12 protein-coding genes are annotated in these 18,127 nt (G+C 42.9%); 3 read left to right on the forward strand and 9 right to left on the reverse strand.

Annotated elements, in window-relative coordinates:
• Positions 1–33: 33 nt before the first annotated feature.
• Positions 34–1,539, reverse strand: coding sequence for a TROVE domain-containing protein (locus ABC395_RS22205; RefSeq protein ID WP_413006015.1), 1,506 nt, complete (start codon positions 1,537–1,539; stop codon positions 34–36).
• 879 nt (positions 1,540–2,418) lie between these two features.
• Between ABC395_RS22205 and ABC395_RS22210 the strand changes: the two genes are divergently transcribed.
• A complete protein-coding gene (locus tag ABC395_RS22210; protein WP_413006016.1) occupies positions 2,419–2,967 on the forward strand; it encodes an O-acetyl-ADP-ribose deacetylase in 549 nt (182 codons plus the stop codon).
• Positions 2,968–3,276: 309 nt separating this feature from the next.
• Here ABC395_RS22210 and ABC395_RS22215 read toward each other — a convergent pair whose 3' ends face one another.
• Together ABC395_RS22215 and ABC395_RS22220 are read right to left on the reverse strand one after the other, a co-directional pair.
• Positions 3,277–3,756, reverse strand: coding sequence for a hypothetical protein (locus ABC395_RS22215; protein ID WP_413006017.1), 480 nt, complete (start codon positions 3,754–3,756; stop codon positions 3,277–3,279).
• A 135-nt stretch (positions 3,757–3,891) separates the two neighbouring features.
• A complete protein-coding gene (locus ABC395_RS22220) occupies positions 3,892–4,608 on the reverse strand; it encodes an MBL fold metallo-hydrolase (RefSeq protein WP_413006018.1) in 717 nt (238 codons plus the stop codon).
• 167 nt (positions 4,609–4,775) lie between these two features.
• Here ABC395_RS22220 and ABC395_RS22225 point away from each other — a divergent pair, with 167 nt between their 5' ends.
• Positions 4,776–4,958, forward strand: a complete 183-nt coding sequence (locus ABC395_RS22225) for a hypothetical protein (protein WP_413006019.1) — start codon at positions 4,776–4,778, stop codon at positions 4,956–4,958.
• Between the two features lie 13 nt (positions 4,959–4,971).
• Here ABC395_RS22225 and ABC395_RS22230 read toward each other — a convergent pair whose 3' ends face one another.
• Complete coding sequence (locus ABC395_RS22230) at positions 4,972–6,249, reverse strand: hypothetical protein (protein WP_413006020.1); 1,278 nt, start codon at positions 6,247–6,249, stop codon at positions 4,972–4,974.
• 403 nt (positions 6,250–6,652) lie between these two features.
• Between ABC395_RS22230 and ABC395_RS22235 the strand changes: the two genes are divergently transcribed.
• On the forward strand, positions 6,653–8,455 hold the full coding sequence (locus tag ABC395_RS22235) for a flagellin N-terminal helical domain-containing protein (protein ID WP_413006021.1): 1,803 nt from the start codon (positions 6,653–6,655) through the stop codon (positions 8,453–8,455).
• Between the two features lie 212 nt (positions 8,456–8,667).
• Here the strand turns inward: ABC395_RS22235 and ABC395_RS22240 are convergent, their stop codons facing one another.
• The 5 genes from ABC395_RS22240 to ABC395_RS22260 all read right to left on the reverse strand — a co-directional run bounded on the left by ABC395_RS22240 (position 8,668) and on the right by ABC395_RS22260 (position 18,117).
• Positions 8,668–9,255, reverse strand: a complete 588-nt coding sequence (locus tag ABC395_RS22240) for a recombinase zinc beta ribbon domain-containing protein (RefSeq protein ID WP_413006786.1) — start codon at positions 9,253–9,255, stop codon at positions 8,668–8,670.
• A 192-nt stretch (positions 9,256–9,447) separates the two neighbouring features.
• Entirely contained in the window at positions 9,448–12,285 is a 2,838-nt protein-coding gene (locus ABC395_RS22245) for a hypothetical protein (protein WP_413006022.1), read from the reverse strand.
• On the reverse strand, positions 12,286–12,798 hold the full coding sequence (gene dpdK, locus ABC395_RS22250; RefSeq protein WP_413006023.1) for a phospholipase D-like domain-containing protein DpdK: 513 nt from the start codon (positions 12,796–12,798) through the stop codon (positions 12,286–12,288).
• Positions 12,795–17,366, reverse strand: coding sequence for a protein DpdJ (gene dpdJ / locus ABC395_RS22255; protein WP_413006024.1), 4,572 nt, complete (start codon positions 17,364–17,366; stop codon positions 12,795–12,797). Before dpdJ ends, dpdK begins: the two co-directional genes overlap by 4 nt.
• A 46-nt stretch (positions 17,367–17,412) precedes the next feature.
• Entirely contained in the window at positions 17,413–18,117 is a 705-nt protein-coding gene (locus tag ABC395_RS22260) for a hypothetical protein (RefSeq protein ID WP_413006025.1), read from the reverse strand.
• Between the last annotated feature and the right edge of the window lie 10 nt (positions 18,118–18,127).

The following is an 18,127-nucleotide window of genomic DNA, read 5'->3' on the forward strand; positions in this document are numbered from 1 at the left end:
CTCCTTGACCCTTTCGTCCGTTTCCTTAGCGGCTTAATTCAAATTCTCCAAATCCAGCGCCGCCACCTGCTCCGTCAGTCCCGAATAACCCTGCACAGTCTGGGCGATGTAGGACAGCACCGTGTCGCTCCAGCCGTAAATGTAGTAGGTATGCGGATCTTGGACGGGAACCATCGCATGGCGGTAAGGCGCAATGTCGATGATGAACGCTTTAACGTCGCGGTTCACCTTGGAACGGTACCGTTTCAGCTCCTCGTAGAACGCGCTGCCGCTGTTCTGCTGCTCGTCTGTGATCATCACGATCTGGTCCACTATCTTGCGCTCACGGATAAGCTGGCGGACGGGCGCTCCCGTATCCGTGCCGCCCCGTGCATGAATCTGCGCAGCCTGGGTCAAAATGCTGTCTTTGCGGGAAGGCTTCGCATCCATGACCTCCGTGTCGAACAGCCAGAACAGGGAACTTCCGCGGGTCTTTTTATACAGCGCGAGGGCAAAAACGGCGCCGGTCTCCAGGTACTGTCCGTTCATCGAGCCCGAGATGTCGAGGAAAATCGCCGTCTGATCGCCCAGCTCCGGCAGGTTGTCAAACGTAAGCTCCGCCGCTTCGCGCAAAGCGTCTCTCAGCTCAGGATGCTCCACCTGCCGGAAAGCCGTCGCCAGCCGGAACGGCAGGATCTTCGCTTTGCGAAGCGCCTGCGGGTCGGTCAACCGCCGCACGATATACTCCACGTGCCGCGCATCTTGAAGCACACCCGCCCGCTGCATCGCGTTCAAATGGAGGAGCAGCGCAAACGTCGGCATCTGGTACAGCAGCGCCTCCCAGACCGCCTTCGACGGCTTGATCGCTCCCGTCACCGTCTCATAAGGCAGCTTGCCGCGTTCGATCCAGCGGATCTGCTCTTCCTCGGTTGCTGCCGCCTTCAAGCTCTCCAGCGCCTCGACCTGCGGCAGCAGCGCCAGATTGGCCTCCATTCCGCGCAAATAGCGGAACAGCGCTTGCTGCTGCAGATCCTTCGGCTTCGGATGCGCCGTCGCAATAGCGTCGCCCAAGCTGTATCCGCGACCGCGTCCGTTGTACTTCATCGCCCAGTATTCGGACACCTCGGACAGGAACCGGTTCACCTGCCGTTTCACGGCGCGACCGCCTTCTCCACGACCGAGCCCGTTCAGAATGGTCAGAAAATCAGCCAAGTCCGACGGAATCCGAACCACCTGCCGGAAAATTTTTGCAAACAAATCCGGACGGTACATGGAAAGGATCGCGAGCCCGAACAAAGGTTGAAGCCGCATAAAACCCGCGTTTCGGGCAAACACAATCGCCCTGGCCATAAAATTCGGATCGGTTTCGGCCATCTCATGATGAAGCTGCGCCGCATCATCGACCAGCTCCTGCTGGTCCGCATAAAACGTGTTCCCCATCGTATTCGTCATCAGCGTCTGCACGTACCGCTCTTCCGCAGAACGCGTATAAGCGGGATAGCCGTCTTTATTGTAGGTGTCCGGTCTGAGAGCGCCGAACAACTTTTTTGCCATACTCATGATTCACACACTCCTTTTTTAGAAAGAACTCCGGCGAAGAAAAAGCGGAACAGGTCTGCTGCAGGAGTCGAACCTGCCGTACTGCCCGGGGTATTGCCATTGGTCGATAAGCTCGAAGGAACCCGTCCAGGCGCCTCGCCGGATATTCATTTTTTGAGTAGAAGCGGAGCGAGGAAAGTGGTTGAAAAGGTTCGCGGCATCCGTCGGACACCGTCATACTTAACCCTAATAAGTCGAAGAAACCCTTTCCGACGCCTCGCTCCGCATTTCTTTTGTAAGTATCACCGAGGAAATAGGTCGGACAGGTACATGCTGCTCTACCATCTGAGCTATTCCTCCCCATGGAGGAAGTTGGACTCGAACCAACGACCAGCCGATTAAAAGTCGAAGTAACCCGTCCAGGCGCCTCGGTGATTTTATCCAGTGGGCCGTTTAACGTGCCCGCCTTCTGTACCTATCTTCGCTCATTTTTGGCCTCGCGAACATGGCGAAAGTATTACGACCGGAGAAAAGTTTGCCTTTTTTGTGTGAAAAAGATTCTGGTTTCCGCTTGCTCGAAAACATCCGGGAATTATTATGGGTATACGTTCGATGGCTAATCGTGAGGGGTAAGGAAGTAGAAAGGCGTACCGTTGGAAGGATGCAGAGGAGTGTACAGAGTGAGCGTTTGAAGTACGGTTAGTACTTTTATTGCCTGACTCATTCGCGGGCCCTGTTAATTGTCAGTTCAATTGAGAGGTAACGAAATCCGATAACTAGTAGAGAGAAAAACCCGGCTAAACAATCTTCTGCAGTGCAGGCTTCTCAAAATGACACTAGCCAGAGGAATGAGTTTAGCTGCGTACGCCGATTAAGCATACCGTTTCAGGAGGAAACCATATGGAAGTCAATGTGAAGGTGAATCAAACCACCCTGACGCTTATAAAAGGAGACATCACCAAGGTAACGGCCGATGTCATCGTCAATGCCGCTAACACAAGCCTGCTCGGAGGCGGCGGTGTGGACGGAGCCATCCATCGAGCGGGAGGCCGCAAAATCCTCGAAGAGTGCATCAAAATCCGCGAACGGCAGAGAGGCTGCCAAGTCGGCGAAGCCGTCCTTACGACAGCGGGGAATCTGCCCGCTTCCTATGTCATTCACACCGTGGGCCCCGTCTGGAACGGAGGAACCGGCGGCGAGGCGGACAAGCTCGGAAGCTGCTACCGGAATTCGCTTGCGCTGGCCGCTGGACAACACGCGAGAAGCGTTGCTTTTCCAAACATCTCCACAGGCATTTACCGGTTTCCGAAACCCCTTGCGGCTGACATAGCTCTGGCGGCGGTGAAGACTTTTTTGATGGCCGGTCCGCAAGGGCTGGAGCAGATTTATTTTGTTTGCTTCGATGAGGAAAACTACGGGATTTATAAGGAGCGGTTGGCGAAAATTTGACGGATGGAGAATGGCGGAGAGCATCCGACGTGGAATTTTCGCAGCGCACGGTGCTCGGCGTCACATGGCGGCGGCCATCTCCTTCCCCTTCGTACGCATGACTGCTATGCTCAACCACAAGAAACTCGTTCGAACGGATTGAACAGCCGGCAACAAAAAAAGGCTTGGAGCAGAACTCCACGCCTTTTCAGCGATCAGGTCACGTAGTTGGAGACCTCACACGCTTATTGCTTCTTGTTCAAAGCCTGCACATCATCTCTAAAAGCATTGCTGTACTGCTGAAATAATCCCGTATCGAACTTGTAGCTTTTATCGTTGGCCTTCGGTGTATTTTCCTTCAGACTGCTTATACAGGCTGTCGGTTTCTTTTGAGAGCTTGGTCCATACTTGCTTCACGTTATCGTACTTGGCGTCCAGTCCCTGAATGTACGTATCGTATTCCGCCTTTTTCTCCATCGCTTTGCCCAGGCGCTCTATGGTGAAATCAACATCCAGCTTTTTACCTGTGTTGCCTGTGCCGTTTTTGACAAACCAAGTGATGTCCACAAATCCTTCATTCCAAAAAGACGAAATCATAAAGTTGCTGATCTCACTTAGTTTAGACTCTGGAGCCGGCTCTTTTGGCTTAGCCGAGGCATTTGCCGGATTGGCGGTATTTGCAGGCGAACTCTTAGCCGTCTCCGCCGGTTTTACATCTTCAGTCTTTTCCTTGCTTCCACACCCCGACATAACAACCAGCAGGACAACGGCCATTCCGATCAAAAAACTCATTTTGCTGCGTTTAGACATCCCAGTACTCTCCTTTTTTTACAAGTGCTCCTTTTATATCGGTTTTTCGACAGGAGTTTTGAAGGATTTTACAGAAGAAAGTCACTCTTTCGAACTGCGAAAGTCGTCCCAGTTGCCGCTCCCCTATAAATGTTCTTAACGTGCCAGAAGAGAATTCATGACGGCAATAATTTTTTGTTTACTCACCGGTTCGGCATGTCCGACTACACACGTCTCAAAATCAAATTCTTCAATCGCTGTAAGTAAAGAACGCAATTTATCTTTATCCAAGTAGCAATCCTTATAATAATCCACTCCAACAGCATCGCCGATAAATAATACGCGTTCTTGAGGCACCAATATGCAGACAGAATCGTCACTATGCGGAGAGGTTACATGATGTAATTGTACCGTAATGCCTCCCAAATCGATTTCCATCGTTCCGTTGAAAGAGATATCAGAAGTCACCACTCTTATCTCCGAAAGCGAAGGGTACTCATTCCGAATGCAGGTATCCGCAAATTCAATCTCGACCCCTGCCTCTAATCTCTTTTTCATTTCCGTATCTGACCATTCCCACTTAGCTTGTTCCGCTAGTTTATCATTCGTTTTTTCGTGGGCAATGGTAATCCCCTCCACCGCATGCATCCCAAAAGTATGATCCCAGTGCCAATGCGTAATCGCAACGATTTCAGGTATTCTCAATCCTTCCTTACGTACTGCTTCGTTAAATGATGCAACATGGAATTTAGAATTGCCCGAATCCACCATTAAAGAACGCTTTTGTCCATGAATATAACCGAGAACCGGTCTATCGGACTCTTTGCTGAACATCGTATAAAAAACACGATCCGTTAATCGTTTTAATTCCATAAAATTAATCCTCCTGATTATGTATTTACTATTTCTTTTCCTTAAAAAGTAACTTTTCCTGTATCGATTCCGTTTATATCTACGGATTGAATAACTCAAACGCCGGGGTGAACTATGAAAATATTAGACGGTCTCTAGCTTCCCAAAAGGAGGAGTTAGAGAACCCAATGAGCAGAAGTGTAAAAAAGTCGCCGGTATTTAAAGACCAACAGCACCTAAGCACCGGTTGGACCAAAAGGCAGGCCGGCAAAGCGGCACATGAATGGAAAACATTCCAGTGGCTAAGAGAACAATTATTGACACACGCGGAAGTAATAAACGATTGGGAAAAGTTCTATAGAAGAAAATAAGCGCAGGCGTCGGCTAGGGAAGCCCGGCGTTTGCGCTTTTCATCCAAAGTTCGCGGATATCCGGATTGCAATCATACCGGATTTCATCCCGCAAAGCGGCAGGCAGCATGTGATTGGCCAGCATAATTTCTACAGCTCGCCGTCTGCAAGGGGAGCAAAGTCCTTTTTGGTACAGTTCGATCATAATCTTTTGACACGATACTGTAGGATTTTTTTCAAAAATGTTGACCATATCCAACTCCATATTATGAAACGAGTGCTTGTTATGCTTCTTAAAAGCGACACGTTCCAATAAAGGCAGGGCATTCTCCTCATAATTAAGAGTGAATAGCTCCAGAGCCTCTATCTCTGTCTCCCGTTGACAGATCAGTTGGACGGCAAGCCGATGGATACGCTCGTCCTTCAGATTGCGAAGTGCACGAATGGCCGCTGAACGCAGACGTTTATTTTTGGATTGTGCCAGCTCTATAATTTTTTGCGGGTCAAGCGGAAAAGACGGTTTAACGAATATAGACAAATAAGCTTCCAGCTTTTTCGGATTTTCTTCTTTCAATAAGTCCTCAGCAGCTTTGAACAAGTCTTCCTTAGACGCACGCATGCCCCATGCAATGTATGGGTACCGGGCTTTTCCACCCGCTTCAATGGAAGATTTAAATTCATCATAGGAAAGAGCCTTGCGGCCGTTTAATAGAGAGTAATCATACTCGTCCCGGAGTGCGGATTGATAAAATGCCTGAATTCTTTCGTCCTTCGCGGATTCTACCAGGAGAGCCGCTGCCTTTTCCCCGCCTAGAAACTCCTTGGCAGATTCCCATACGAAAGTATCCCCTTCATAGCCGGAAGACAATATCCGCTTGCCGATCTCCTTTGCCACAAACAAAAAACCGTGTGCTCCCTCGGCCTCAATAATCTCTTCCCCGCCTACGAAACAATTCCATTCTTCATCGTAACGGAAGCCTCTTTTCATGGCATCTACCGCCGCCGGATTGCCGTGAGAAGCAAAGATTTTCGCCAATCGATACACTTGCAGGAGGTCCCACCCATTCACTTCGTCTCCCAAAGCATCGAGAATTCGTTCCTGCAAAATAGGGGAAGCCTTGGAGAGCTGGATGACCTCCCATAGATAGGCTTCCCTGCTTCCATCACATTGGGGATCGTACGCGGTGTTACGAATGCAAGCATCTGCTATAGCATCTAGATGCCGATATGTAAGCGCGGGGGCCTCCTTCAGATAGAGAATAATGCTTCCTAACCCGCGGGTTAATTCGTAGCGAAACTTTTGAATGTGCATTTATCTCCTCTCGCCACACTTACTTTTATCCTGGAACCACCTAGGGGCTCTGGTTATATCGATTATAACCAGTGTAATTGATCAAATGTTAGAGAATGTTTAGTTATAAATGAAATGGATATCTAAGATTGTAGCTAATTGTAAAACAATTCAAAACATAAAAAGCTAAATAGGTATGCCCAATACTATGGCCTCCCACTCTCTACTAATGCAAGACAATAAACACATATCGATCTTCATCCAATACAGGCGAGTTACTTTCCCATGTACTTAACGGACCTCTTTATTCCGAACTTATTTTCACATCCCTGTTATGTAAACTTTTATGTTAATTTTATGTTCGCTAGTTCTCTAGTCATGGTAAAATAATCCTATCACATCATTGGTATAGAGGTATGAAAAAATGAAAATATCCCACAATATACCTGCTTATAGGATAAATAACACGCTGCAAAAAAATTCTAAAGCAAGTTGGAGTAGTCTGGAGAAACTTTCTTCGGGGTTACGAATCAATAAAGCTTCTGACGATGCTGCCGGGTTGGCTATATCCGAAAAAATGAGGGCACAAATCAGAGGGTTATATCAGGCATCCAGAAACGTTCAGGATGGCATTTCGCTTATTCAAACTGCAGAGGGCGGTTTACAAGAGATAACGGAGATTTTACAAAGACAAAGGGAACTGACCATTCGAGGATTAAATGATCCCCTTACCGATGAAGACCGGCGAAAAATTGACACGGAAATCCATCAGCTTACGGATGAAATCGAAAGTCTTTCAAAGAAAACCTCGTTCAATACGATGAACTTGTTAGCAAGAAACGATTATAAAATATTGGCTGATCGTTCAAGCAGCAGCAGTACTTTTTCGGCAAGTGACCCACCACCGGTATCTTCCATAAACAAAACGATCGTATACAAACCACGAGGAACACCGGATGAAGCAAAACATGTAATCAGTAGTTCCGATACATCCGAAACGACCCATACCTTCTCAAATACGAACAATATTACACCTCTTGTTTTACCGGATGGAACAGAAGCATTTAATGAATATAATGTTGACACACTAACCACAACCAAAACAGACACCAATAAGACTGTTTATGAATCGCTGACCGCTGTGAACGATCCCGAGTTTTCCAAACCTGCCTACTGGTACTCTCATGGCATGAATAAAACCAGTTTCGGTCCTAGAAACTTTATTAATGCATACGGTTCGATGCTGGAGGATATTGAAGTTAACGGAAGCTCGAGAGAAGTTGTATATACAAACCGCAGCAACGAAGGCAGTGATCCCGCTTGGGATCATATGTGGTTTCCCGGTACAGACCTGTCCATTCTGAGATACAGGACTCTTTTAGCCGATAACTCGATGGAAATCAGATATGAAATCACTAATAAAGATTCATTCGACATGAATATTAATCTAAGTAATATAGTTAACCCGCCGACAAATTCAGTTATCACCGGTGCCGGTGCAAGCCCGTTGGCTAATGGCCATACCGTAATAAGTCCACCCGGGGGCAGCTCCTTTACCATGACGGGGACAGAGGCTAACGCAGGCATACAGTTTCCGCCTGGATCTTTATCGCCAACAAAGCTTTCCATAGATAATCCCGCGGCAGGACAGCCCCAAGTAAATTTTAATTGGCAGCTAAACGTACCTAGCGGTTCGAGTGTGACTTTTGCCTTTACATATGGCCCATTTTCATTAAATTATGAACCGTTTGAGCAAACGCTAGAAACCGTTGAAACTAAACATATTGAAACCACCGTGGATACAGACATTACGGATATCGACTATCTCCCGCCAAAACTTACCATTCAAGCAGGAGCTAACAAAGACGAGACCCTTGTTATCCCCCTTTTCAATGTGGGCACACAGGGATTGGGCATCAAGGATTTAGGGCTGCTTCCCCCCTCCATACCAGAACAAGCATTAGCCAAAGCGGATGGAGCCATTGAAAAAGTTCTGCACTATCGGGCGATTTATGGCGCATTGCAAAACCGTATGGAACACACCTTAAACAACGTGAATAATTCTGCCGGAAATCAAATGACGGCCGAATCACGTATTCGTGATGCAGACATGGCCAAGGAAATTTCGAATATGACAAAATCCAATATGCTTATGCAAGCGGCCCAAACGATGTTGGCCCAGGCCAATCAGAATCCACAAGCGGTGTTGCAGTTACTTAAAGGATGATAGAGAAAAGAACCTGCCTGTGAGGTAGGTTCTTTTGTTGTAGGAAAAAGAGGAGTTCATTCCTCTCTCTGTTCTTCTGTATAGAAATAGAAATCTAAATTTACTGGATGAAAAAGCAGGGATTATCCTTTACATCAACTCCAAGTTAGTAAACTGTACACCTCCACTCTTGCTTTCGACGGTATTTGTGAAGCCCGTTTTATAAATGAACTTCAGCCCGTGTGGTTCTGGCTGTGTGTAGGATCAGCAAAGTCTCCTACAATAACCTTCTCGACAATGCTTTCGAATACATTAAGGTCAAAGGAAGAAAGCACTTCATGCTTTTGCAGCACCCTTCTCAAATGCTCCAATCTCTTTTCCAAATCAATTTCCTGCTGCGAGCCTCTCTCTAGCTGAGCTTGCTCAGCTAAAAGCTTATTGAGTTGGACTTCCAGTTCCTCATAAGTAACTCGATCTATTTTTTCATCCAAGCAAAGATCAATGAGCTTACAGCGCTTTTGCTCCAATAGCTTGATTTCATTTTTCACTTTATTTAGTTGCCGAATATGGTTCTGATTACTAAGAACCATTTCCATATTTCCCATCAACTCATCTAATACATCCGTATGATTACTGCACAATCTTTGATAAGATTCAAGAAAAGCACCTTCAATTACATTTTCGAATAGAGCCTTGCTATGCGGACAATGCTTCCTGCCCTTTTTCGTTGCGGTCACGCATTGCCAAATTACCTTTGTATGATTCGTTCCACTATGCCAGTTTCTCCTGGATAAGTTACTACGACAAAACGCGCATTCCAGCTTACTGCTAAAAGCAAACTGTCGGCTATATTTATTACGTTTGCGCTCTTATACGAAAAGGCGGGCAAAGTAAGCTAGCTAACAGCCGAAGTCCTTATACTTCTTGGCTATAACGAGTACTTATGCCCTCAGATCCTCCATACCAAATTTCTCTATTTTTCAAGAAACTTGTGTTGTAACTATATTTCCATTCTAACTCGCATTCAAACTCATAGCATACTCCTCAAGTCGTGTAATAATTCCCGCCTCTCCAGAACTTCTAGGATAAATTGGCTCATACGACAAATGGTCTTTAATACCATACGTTAGAGCATGGGAGATACATGCCGTAACCACAATTGATAAATCAGAATTTCTAGCATATGCCGTCGTTTGATCTGTAGCCCGATCACTCGTACAAACATTAACTGTAATAAGGGAATTTCGTTTCATTATTTGGTCAGCAGCGCGATTAGCTGCCTTCTCTCTACAGGAAAAAATGGTGATTTTCATATTTTGCAATTTTTGTAGTGGATCGCTGTTATCTTGTGCAATATCCTGAACCTGTTTACGAAGCAGTTCCAATACGTCATAATTACCAGATACCTCTTCACCAAGTAGAATCAGATAATCTCTCAATGAATCCATATCTTTTTCAAACTTGTCATATAGCCTACCAACCCATTCATCCCAAACGGGCTTGATTTCCATTCCCGGAACGCCATAGTCCCGAAATAACTCCATACAGTCAAATATTGAAGATAGCAAACGTAGAATCGGCTGAAATGTTAGCCATTCTTTCATGTAGCGCCACTGCGCATCGGCTTCTCCCGGTTTCTTAAGTAAAAGACCATCCAAGAGCTTAATTAAGCCCTGTAACGTCTCCTCGTTCTTACTGGAAAATATACGCATTGCTTCAGCTAAGTTTTCGTAGAGATCAACATCATCAATTCTTGGAAAATCACGGTAATGAACAATGAATTGAACAAAAGGTAGAAGAGCACGTGCTAGTATTGATCTTTTTATCGACTCAGGCTCTTCAACAATCCAATCAATAAAATAATCATTGACTCGCAGAGCTGACGTAGGTGTCCAATCTATATCCTTATTTTGAATCTGCTCATACCAATCTGCTAAGAACTGATAGTCATTTTGGGCAGAGTGCAATAAACCAAAATATGTGTCCCAATCCTTTGGTATTAATTTATCTTCAACTTCTGCCCATTCTTCTATCCCAAAATTTTTATTTTTGGATGCCAGATCTTGAACCTGATGTACAAGACGACATCTAGATAAGAGATCTGGACAAGGAATATCTGCAGATTGACTAAGAACTGGCACTAAAGTGCTAAAATACTCTCTAGATGCATATTTTCTCCACGTCACTGTCAGATCTTCAAATAAACTTCGATATTGATCTTTTGGTAAGCCTAAATTAAGTAGTGTATGCAACCAAACTGACGAGATTTTCATCTCTTCTGATGTTCCCTGCATATGAGAAAGAAATATTCGATGAAGTTCTCCATACGTATCTTTTAATTCTTCGCGTGGCCATTGTGTATCTTCAGAAAAGAATCGCAACAAGTATAACATTGACAAGTTCAATGTATCTTGTGTTGTCTTACTGCCATCTTTCAAAAAATTCTTAAACTTTTCCATTTCAGCTGAATTATCTAGAAATCCATCTCTATGCCATTCCACTGCCCCACGTCTAGCTAGCATTGTTGCTTGATTAAGATCAAAATCCTCTATCTTATCAAACCATTCATTCCATGATCCTGGAAGCGCAACACTAACATTAGATTCCTGTATATTAGATTTTTTATCATTCGAAGGATATAAATACTCGAAACAGGTGCGCAAATGTCTAGTAGTTAGTATTGATTTCCAGTCTATTATTGTTGTTGACTGCGATATTGAATCCACTACTTGTTTATCTATGGTCAGATCTTGTAGTTCATAAGCACATATTAACAATAACTGAATCTGTTCTTTGGACAAAGGCAACTGCACAGCTAACTTAAATGCTTCTTCATATCTACTATTAACCGCTAGACTTTTTGCTTCCTCTAAAGTAGATACTACCATTTCTAATGTTTCTGTTATAGAAGTTGAACCGTTTGTTAATGATCGAAGTAGCGGTTCAATTGCCTGTCCAGAAGCCAATGACAATATTTCATTACGCAATTCATACATTGGTTCCTCCGGCATGACCGAGCGTAACATGAAACACATTAAAACATGAGGATGTGTTAGGGAACCGCGTACTCGAAACAATGATTGATACACCGGCCAAATCTCTTCACTAAATACTTTTTTCATACTCTCAGAATCTGATTCTAGCATCTCCAGATACTCCGAGTACACCGCACGTATGATCCCTTCAGTTACTTTTGCCGGTCGTGGTGATTTTAATAAATCTTCCATTTGTGGATGAATCAAAATTTCTTTCCAACAATTCAATCTTGATAACATTTCAATTCTCATAAACAATGCATTACGAGGATCAATTAAGTTATGACGTTCCAAAATTACTATTTGTGCTTCAGCAAGATCATGTTCACCGGCTTGTAAAGCTAGTTCAAAAGTTCTTAATAGCGGACTTGGGTCAGTCGGTATACTTACTCCGCGTTCTGGTCGTTCTCGGAGTAGACGAAATAAATCTTGAACCTTCTGTCCAATGGCCTTATCGTTTCCACGAAATTTAAAAAAATGTCCATTAGTAAAGTTTCTAACATTTTCATCTTGAATATGATTAAAATTATCTACTTGATAAAAATCCATACTGCTGTATGTGGTTCCAACAAAAGATCGAATCACTTCTCGCACTTGTGTAAATGAGTTTTCGTTGAAAGCGATTGCAAACCATGTGAATGATTTATCTTGCTCCATGTAAGGCAATACTGTAAAAGTAGGATACTCTCCTTCTAATCTAGCTAAATATGGTTTAAATCTGTCTCCATAGTCCCCAGTATTGATTTTGTCCCATATGAGCAAATTGGGTAATGCATAAAATCGTTTTAGAAAATCCTGAACTATCTGAGATAACATTTATTCTCCCCCCTTCCCCCATGATCGTCCCCATACAATTCTGTTCTCCGAAACTTCAGATGGGTCAACCGTATATTGGACAAACTCTTCAAGTGTAGTAATTCCGTTATTAGTAAAGTTCATCGATCCACTCAAAAAGTAACCGTCCCCTAACAACCCTTTACGATGAAGAACAGCATTTTGATGAAGGTTATTCCATGGTTTGGTAGTCTTTCTCTTAATAATATCTATGAATTGCTGATTTGATTTAACGGGGCGTGTTTCAAGAAAAAATTCAGTTCCCCTCTCCATTAACTCCACAATGACATCAGTAAAAGTAATGTTTTTCCGAGCCCATTCTGGATTAAGTAACATGAATTCATTGGCTCTATTATTGATGACTGGAATATCTGAAATCCATGGTGAAGCAAGGAAGAGCCAACGGCTCGGCCTAATTAGTTCGGCGACGAGGATGCTTTGTAATAAATCCGGTATCTCTCGAGAAGCAGCATTGGTATATATATATCGTGTCATAAAAGTGCCTCCCGAATTTCAAAATGAATGATAAACATTCCATTGTCTCTCGTAATTCCTTCTACTCGAGGGTAGGAATGTAAGAAGCCTAAATCAAGAGGTTCTGCAGTAAGACTTAGAATAATATCATTGATTTCTAGTTTGTTATCCTGCTGAACAAGCAACTGAACAGATCCATATGAGATAAGAAATTCTATCATCTGATCTCTCCAATTAGGTGCACAATATTCGACGCGTTTATGGAGTTTCACTGTATTCAACAATAATTCACGATCCGTCGGAATCGGAGACGTAAATGGATTGTATGACTCTAATGCTCTACGACGAATTTGTGAACCTCTTGGCCAAATCATGCCGTAAATCACATTAAATCGCCAATTAACATCATCAGATGCACGAGGATCAATGTGATCAAGTGCTGATATTAAATTTGCTGACTTCCCACTATCTACACTAGCGACATAAGCAAAGACACGAGCATCCATTTCGATACCAAGTCTACTTTCTTCTCTCTCCCATAATTGTAATAACTCGAACATAAAACAATCAGTTTGTTGATTACTTCCAGGTCTTAGCAGACGGTTAAATAGTCCATTCATCACAGGATGTGTCACTAATATTCCAGAACGCTCCATAACTTTCTTAATTCCCTCTACCGCTTTAGTAGTTTCCTTATATCCATTAGCGTTACGGAACTCGTAAAGTTGACTTTGAAGTTCTTCATTTATCTGTGTTTCTTTGAATATACGTGACAACTCACTATGAACAATTTCGGCATCAGACGGTGTAAGAGAACTTTCTATTAATCTGAAAAACCTCCGAGGATCTCTTTTATACTGCTTAATAATCTCCTCGATAATGCCACTCCCACCCTCAATTGTTTCCGTAACCCAGATCTCTTGATCTTTATCCAACCAACTTCCGTCATCTTGTCTTTGAGGTCCACCACCAATATCGAGAAGCAATTCACCATTACGATGAGGACCAGCAATTTCTAAACATGCTGCCAATATTGCTTCACCTAACGTAGCGATCCAACGCTTTTTAGCCCATTTTTTCCAGTCTTCTGTTTCCTCTGACCAAAGAATAACCGCTAATGATTTTAATCTTTCGCCTACTAATGGGATCTCGAATAAAGCTTTTAACTTGAGATGAGTCCGCTGATAGTGAGCCTCCTCTTCAATATCAGAGATCTCTTCCTTTTCTAATACTTGAAAAATAACATGCATCACATTATTCATTATCTTTGGAAAATCATTTGAATGAATATAGTCACAAGCTTCTGTTAAAGAGAGATCATTGATTAGTGCAATTTGTAACAAAGCAGACAGGTAGATCTCCGCCATACGCTCCAGCACAAACATGTTCCCTTGTTCCATTAAGCATGGATCATTCATAACAGAATGCTGAAAATACATTGTCCGAAATGATCGAAGTTTCGCAGTATTTAAATCAGCAGATGAAATAATAGTATCTGGAATATTCATCAATTCGAAGCGAATACCATCAACTTGTTGGACAAATCCTAAAGCCGCCGCTTTTCCAGGCTCTAAACCAAATCGAATAGAAAGTTGCACCGGATCCGATTGAGTAACTAATCTTACAGATGCTTCCGAACCGATAACAAACCTTCTTACTGTAACAGCGCTAAATGTATCATGTGTAAAAAAACGAATATCCTTCAAAAGAGATGACCAATACAGTCCTGTAGGAACTTCTACATCTCTACCGTATTCGCCATCATCAGAGGGTGTTTTTTCTTCATTTTCAATAAATGCTTGTACAGACGGAAAAATCTGAGACTTCCAAACCAAATGAGCATTAGATTTAGTATCAACATTAAAATTAGATTGTGCAGGTTTCAATTTCCACGGTCGGATTACTGGCAGTTCAACAACACTACCGTCTTTGTTAATATATGAAAATATGCCAAGAATTGAATATTCGTCTTCATTACAAAATGTTGAGATCATTAACTCTGATGACTCTCCAGTTTCACTCGGTTTAAGCGTAGGTGGGGCAATCCAATGACTTTCTCTACTATGATCGATTCCAAACCTTCTAGATACACGTCCTGGCGCAAAAGTATTCAACGCCTGTAGAATATCCATTGATTGATCTTCAACTTTATCAGAAGGCAGAACAATGCTGACCTCTGGCAGGCTAAGTTCACTGAATAACGTCGATGGCACAAACTCTGGTAGTGGATGATTAGATATGTGTGTCTCTTTAGCGCGAGAATCTCCTACTACCCCCCAATTCGTTTCTAACCGCCTAAGCAGCGTTGGAAGAACCTCTAACATAAGTGAACGAGGAGGATCCCATAAAATAGCTCTAACATCTTGCTGGGATATACTCAATGCTTTCCGAATATAAGTTTCCATTCTAGCCCGCAATGAGCTATCATCTATCACTTTCTTAATTAATTTACGTGTTTCTCCCCGTGGTTTTTGATACTGATCTTGATGGCTTTGATCAAGAGGTTGTGCAAACATTTGCCACAGGCTTCCTACCTTAATTTTTTCCTGCCTTAATTCATAAGCGATCCAATCCATAAAAGCAAAAACAACTTGAATCCGCAACACATAACGATTCATAATTGGTAACTCTTGTCTCTCTAGAACAGGTTGAAACAGTGTTTCATAACTTTGATACATGTATCTATCTCGGCCAAAGTCAGATAAGACAGTGACCATCCATGGACGCATATCTGGGCCCCGACCAGCACGTCCTTTTCTCTGTACAAATGAAGCCAAATCACGTGGGGCTTTGTGCTGAATAACTGCTCCAACTAATTTATCGTTGAAACCCACTTCAAGTGAGGGAGAAGCTATAATAACTTCCGCTTTTGGATCCACACCTGTGTCCTGTGAACTGGTCCTTCCAACAATTAAAGATTGGGCCAAGTCGTGACCGATATCTTCAGCAAATAACCATGATTGCCCATTCTGCATTCGTTGTTTTGTCTCATCATTATTATGACTCCGTAAAGCAGCAAGTGGATCTCGGTCAATTTTTATTGGATAATTGTTCTGATTGCTATCTCTAGCTTCAGCATCAAGAAGTGTGTGAAATAGTCTATTGGTAACATCCAAGTCGTCCGTAAATAAAAACAATTTTGAACCAAATGTAGTGCCATTCCCATCTAGTGGTGTTCTATCTAACATTCGACGCAGTAGCATAGCCGTCTGAATTGTTGTTGAGAGCAACGAAGTACCCGATGCCGGATCTCCACGTAGTAACAACTGGTACTCCTTTCCCTTTTCTTCAGAATCACCATATGATGAATCAATTTCAGCAACTTTGGAGCGTGCCAGCCCTGTTAACTGGCTAAAAAAGTCACCTGAATCCCGCAATGTTGCGGATAAGCCAACAAATTGAAGCGGCACTCCACCTAGAGCATGCTGCCATCTGCGTAATAACAGTGCAACTTGTGCACCGTGGGTTCCAGTATAGGTATGAACCTCATCAAGTAACACAATTCGAGGAGGTTGAGATGTACCAATTCCAATAAGCGAACCATAATTATGATCACTCATATAACGATTCATCATTTCCGTTGTTGTAAATAAAATATCTGGTGGGTTTCTTCGCATTTTGTTTCGGGTTAACGGTAAAACTTCACCCTCAATAACAGTATTACATTCCCTCTTAACACAAATTAGTCGTTCGAGATTACTATCATGATCTGACTTACTCCAAATTAGATCACTTTTGCAACCAGGGCATTTCAGGAATGGACAGACATAGCCTTGCGCTGTCATTTTCCATTTACTTTTTACCTGATTTTGATTAGTAGGTGTGTCTCCAAAAACTGCACCGATTGAGATAGGACGTTCCAAAGATTTCATTTTATTTAATTCGAGAACCTCTTTAAAAGTGTCCATAAACTGATCTTTTAAAAGTTCATTTCTTGGATATAAAGCAACTGCTTTTATCCAATTTGTAATATCAATGCGCGCAGCAATCCACGTTAAAGCTGGCAAATAAAACGACAATGTCTTACCAGTCCCGGTGCCAGCTGTCACGATAAAGCCTCGAGATTGTTCATCTTGAAGATCTTTAAACATTTGAAGAGCAGCTTCTTGCTGAAAGTCAGACAACTTATAATCAGAGCCCTTGCCTTCCAAGAAATAACGAAGCACATCAACCTCTAATGAATTTAATAATCCTTTAGTGGTGTCGATTAGTGATTGGGCTTTGATATGTCTTTTGGGATAAATACGCAACCTCTCCTGAAAACGAAAATCGGCAACCAAAGTTGGAGAGGATTGCCATGCCTTTGTAGGAAACCACTGCCGCAAACGTGCGATTAATCTAACCGTTTCCGCCATCCGCGTTCGCCATACCTCACCATCTCTAGATGGCAACATCGAGATATGCAAGTCTTCAAGCAATGCATTTATTAATTCCTCTGCTGAGAGATCATGAATCTCATGCCTCTCAATAAAAGATTCGGCCATACTTGTCAATTCTTCATCAGTGAAATATCCTTCCACATATCCCCAAGAAAGATATTTAGCTTCTTCTGCTTCCAACTCATTCAAGAATAATTGCTTCCAGTCCATCTTAGGTCCCCTCAATTCAATAGATCGTACTATAAGCAGTTAACGCTTAAATCCGAATAGTGCAATCATTATAAATCCCATGTTCATTAAGCCATTTCAATACATCTTCCGTTAAAATTGACAAAGGTGCTCCCGTCGAACTTCCTGCCAACCTGAGAAATTCTAGTATGTTCGGAGGAAAATTCCCTTGACCAAACTTAATCCAAAGTTGATGTAGCACTTTACTCACTTCTCTTAAATTTTCAATTTCGGCACTATCATTCGGTAATTTACTCTTATGAAATCGTAATGAATCCATATGTTGTTCTATAAGTTCAGTTTCCCGTTTGAAAGCAGGCACTCTCTTAAATATACTTAAAGTATCTTGCTGTATATTGGGCATTAAACTTTCGATATATAGTTTCCATTCTTGCAATAACTCTTGGCCAACTGATGTCACAGTAGTACTAATGACCTTTATAAATGCATGGAAAGATGTCTTCTCCAGAACCACCTGCGGATTCTCAATAAATAATTGCGCCTTATCGTTTGCTATTACTTCTACAGGGCTAAGCATCTCTGTTAATTCTGGACAAGGTATCCCAGCATCTCGCATTAACAAGTATTTAGACCGAATCTTTGCTAATTCGATAAGAGCATTACGAAGTTCACCTTGACGTGTTTTATACAATTGAATCTGTTCTTTATTTTTTTCAAATAGCTTTTTTTTCTCTACTAACTCAATGAATGTTGCCGCTTTTACAGCAAGCATTTTCCCATCT

This window comes from Paenibacillus canaveralius (assembly GCF_047238265.1).
Taxonomy (GTDB): Bacteria; Bacillota; Bacilli; order Paenibacillales; family NBRC-103111; genus Paenibacillus_F.

Coding starts and splice junctions, on each gene's coding strand:
- ABC395_RS22235 (WP_413006021.1), top strand. CDS start 6,653: ATGAAAATATCCCACAATATACCTGCTTATAGGATAAATAACACGCTG.
- ABC395_RS22225 (WP_413006019.1), top strand. CDS start 4,776: ATGAGCAGAAGTGTAAAAAAGTCGCCGGTATTTAAAGACCAACAGCAC.
- ABC395_RS22215 (WP_413006017.1), bottom strand. CDS start 3,756: ATGTCTAAACGCAGCAAAATGAGTTTTTTGATCGGAATGGCCGTTGTC.
- ABC395_RS22210 (WP_413006016.1), top strand. CDS start 2,419: ATGGAAGTCAATGTGAAGGTGAATCAAACCACCCTGACGCTTATAAAA.
- ABC395_RS22230 (WP_413006020.1), bottom strand. CDS start 6,249: ATGCACATTCAAAAGTTTCGCTACGAATTAACCCGCGGGTTAGGAAGC.
- ABC395_RS22205 (WP_413006015.1), bottom strand. CDS start 1,539: ATGAGTATGGCAAAAAAGTTGTTCGGCGCTCTCAGACCGGACACCTAC.
- dpdK (WP_413006023.1), bottom strand. CDS start 12,798: ATGACACGATATATATATACCAATGCTGCTTCTCGAGAGATACCGGAT.
- ABC395_RS22260 (WP_413006025.1), bottom strand. CDS start 18,117: ATGCTTGCTGTAAAAGCGGCAACATTCATTGAGTTAGTAGAGAAAAAA.
- ABC395_RS22245 (WP_413006022.1), bottom strand. CDS start 12,285: ATGTTATCTCAGATAGTTCAGGATTTTCTAAAACGATTTTATGCATTA.
- dpdJ (WP_413006024.1), bottom strand. CDS start 17,366: ATGGACTGGAAGCAATTATTCTTGAATGAGTTGGAAGCAGAAGAAGCT.
- ABC395_RS22220 (WP_413006018.1), bottom strand. CDS start 4,608: ATGGAATTAAAACGATTAACGGATCGTGTTTTTTATACGATGTTCAGC.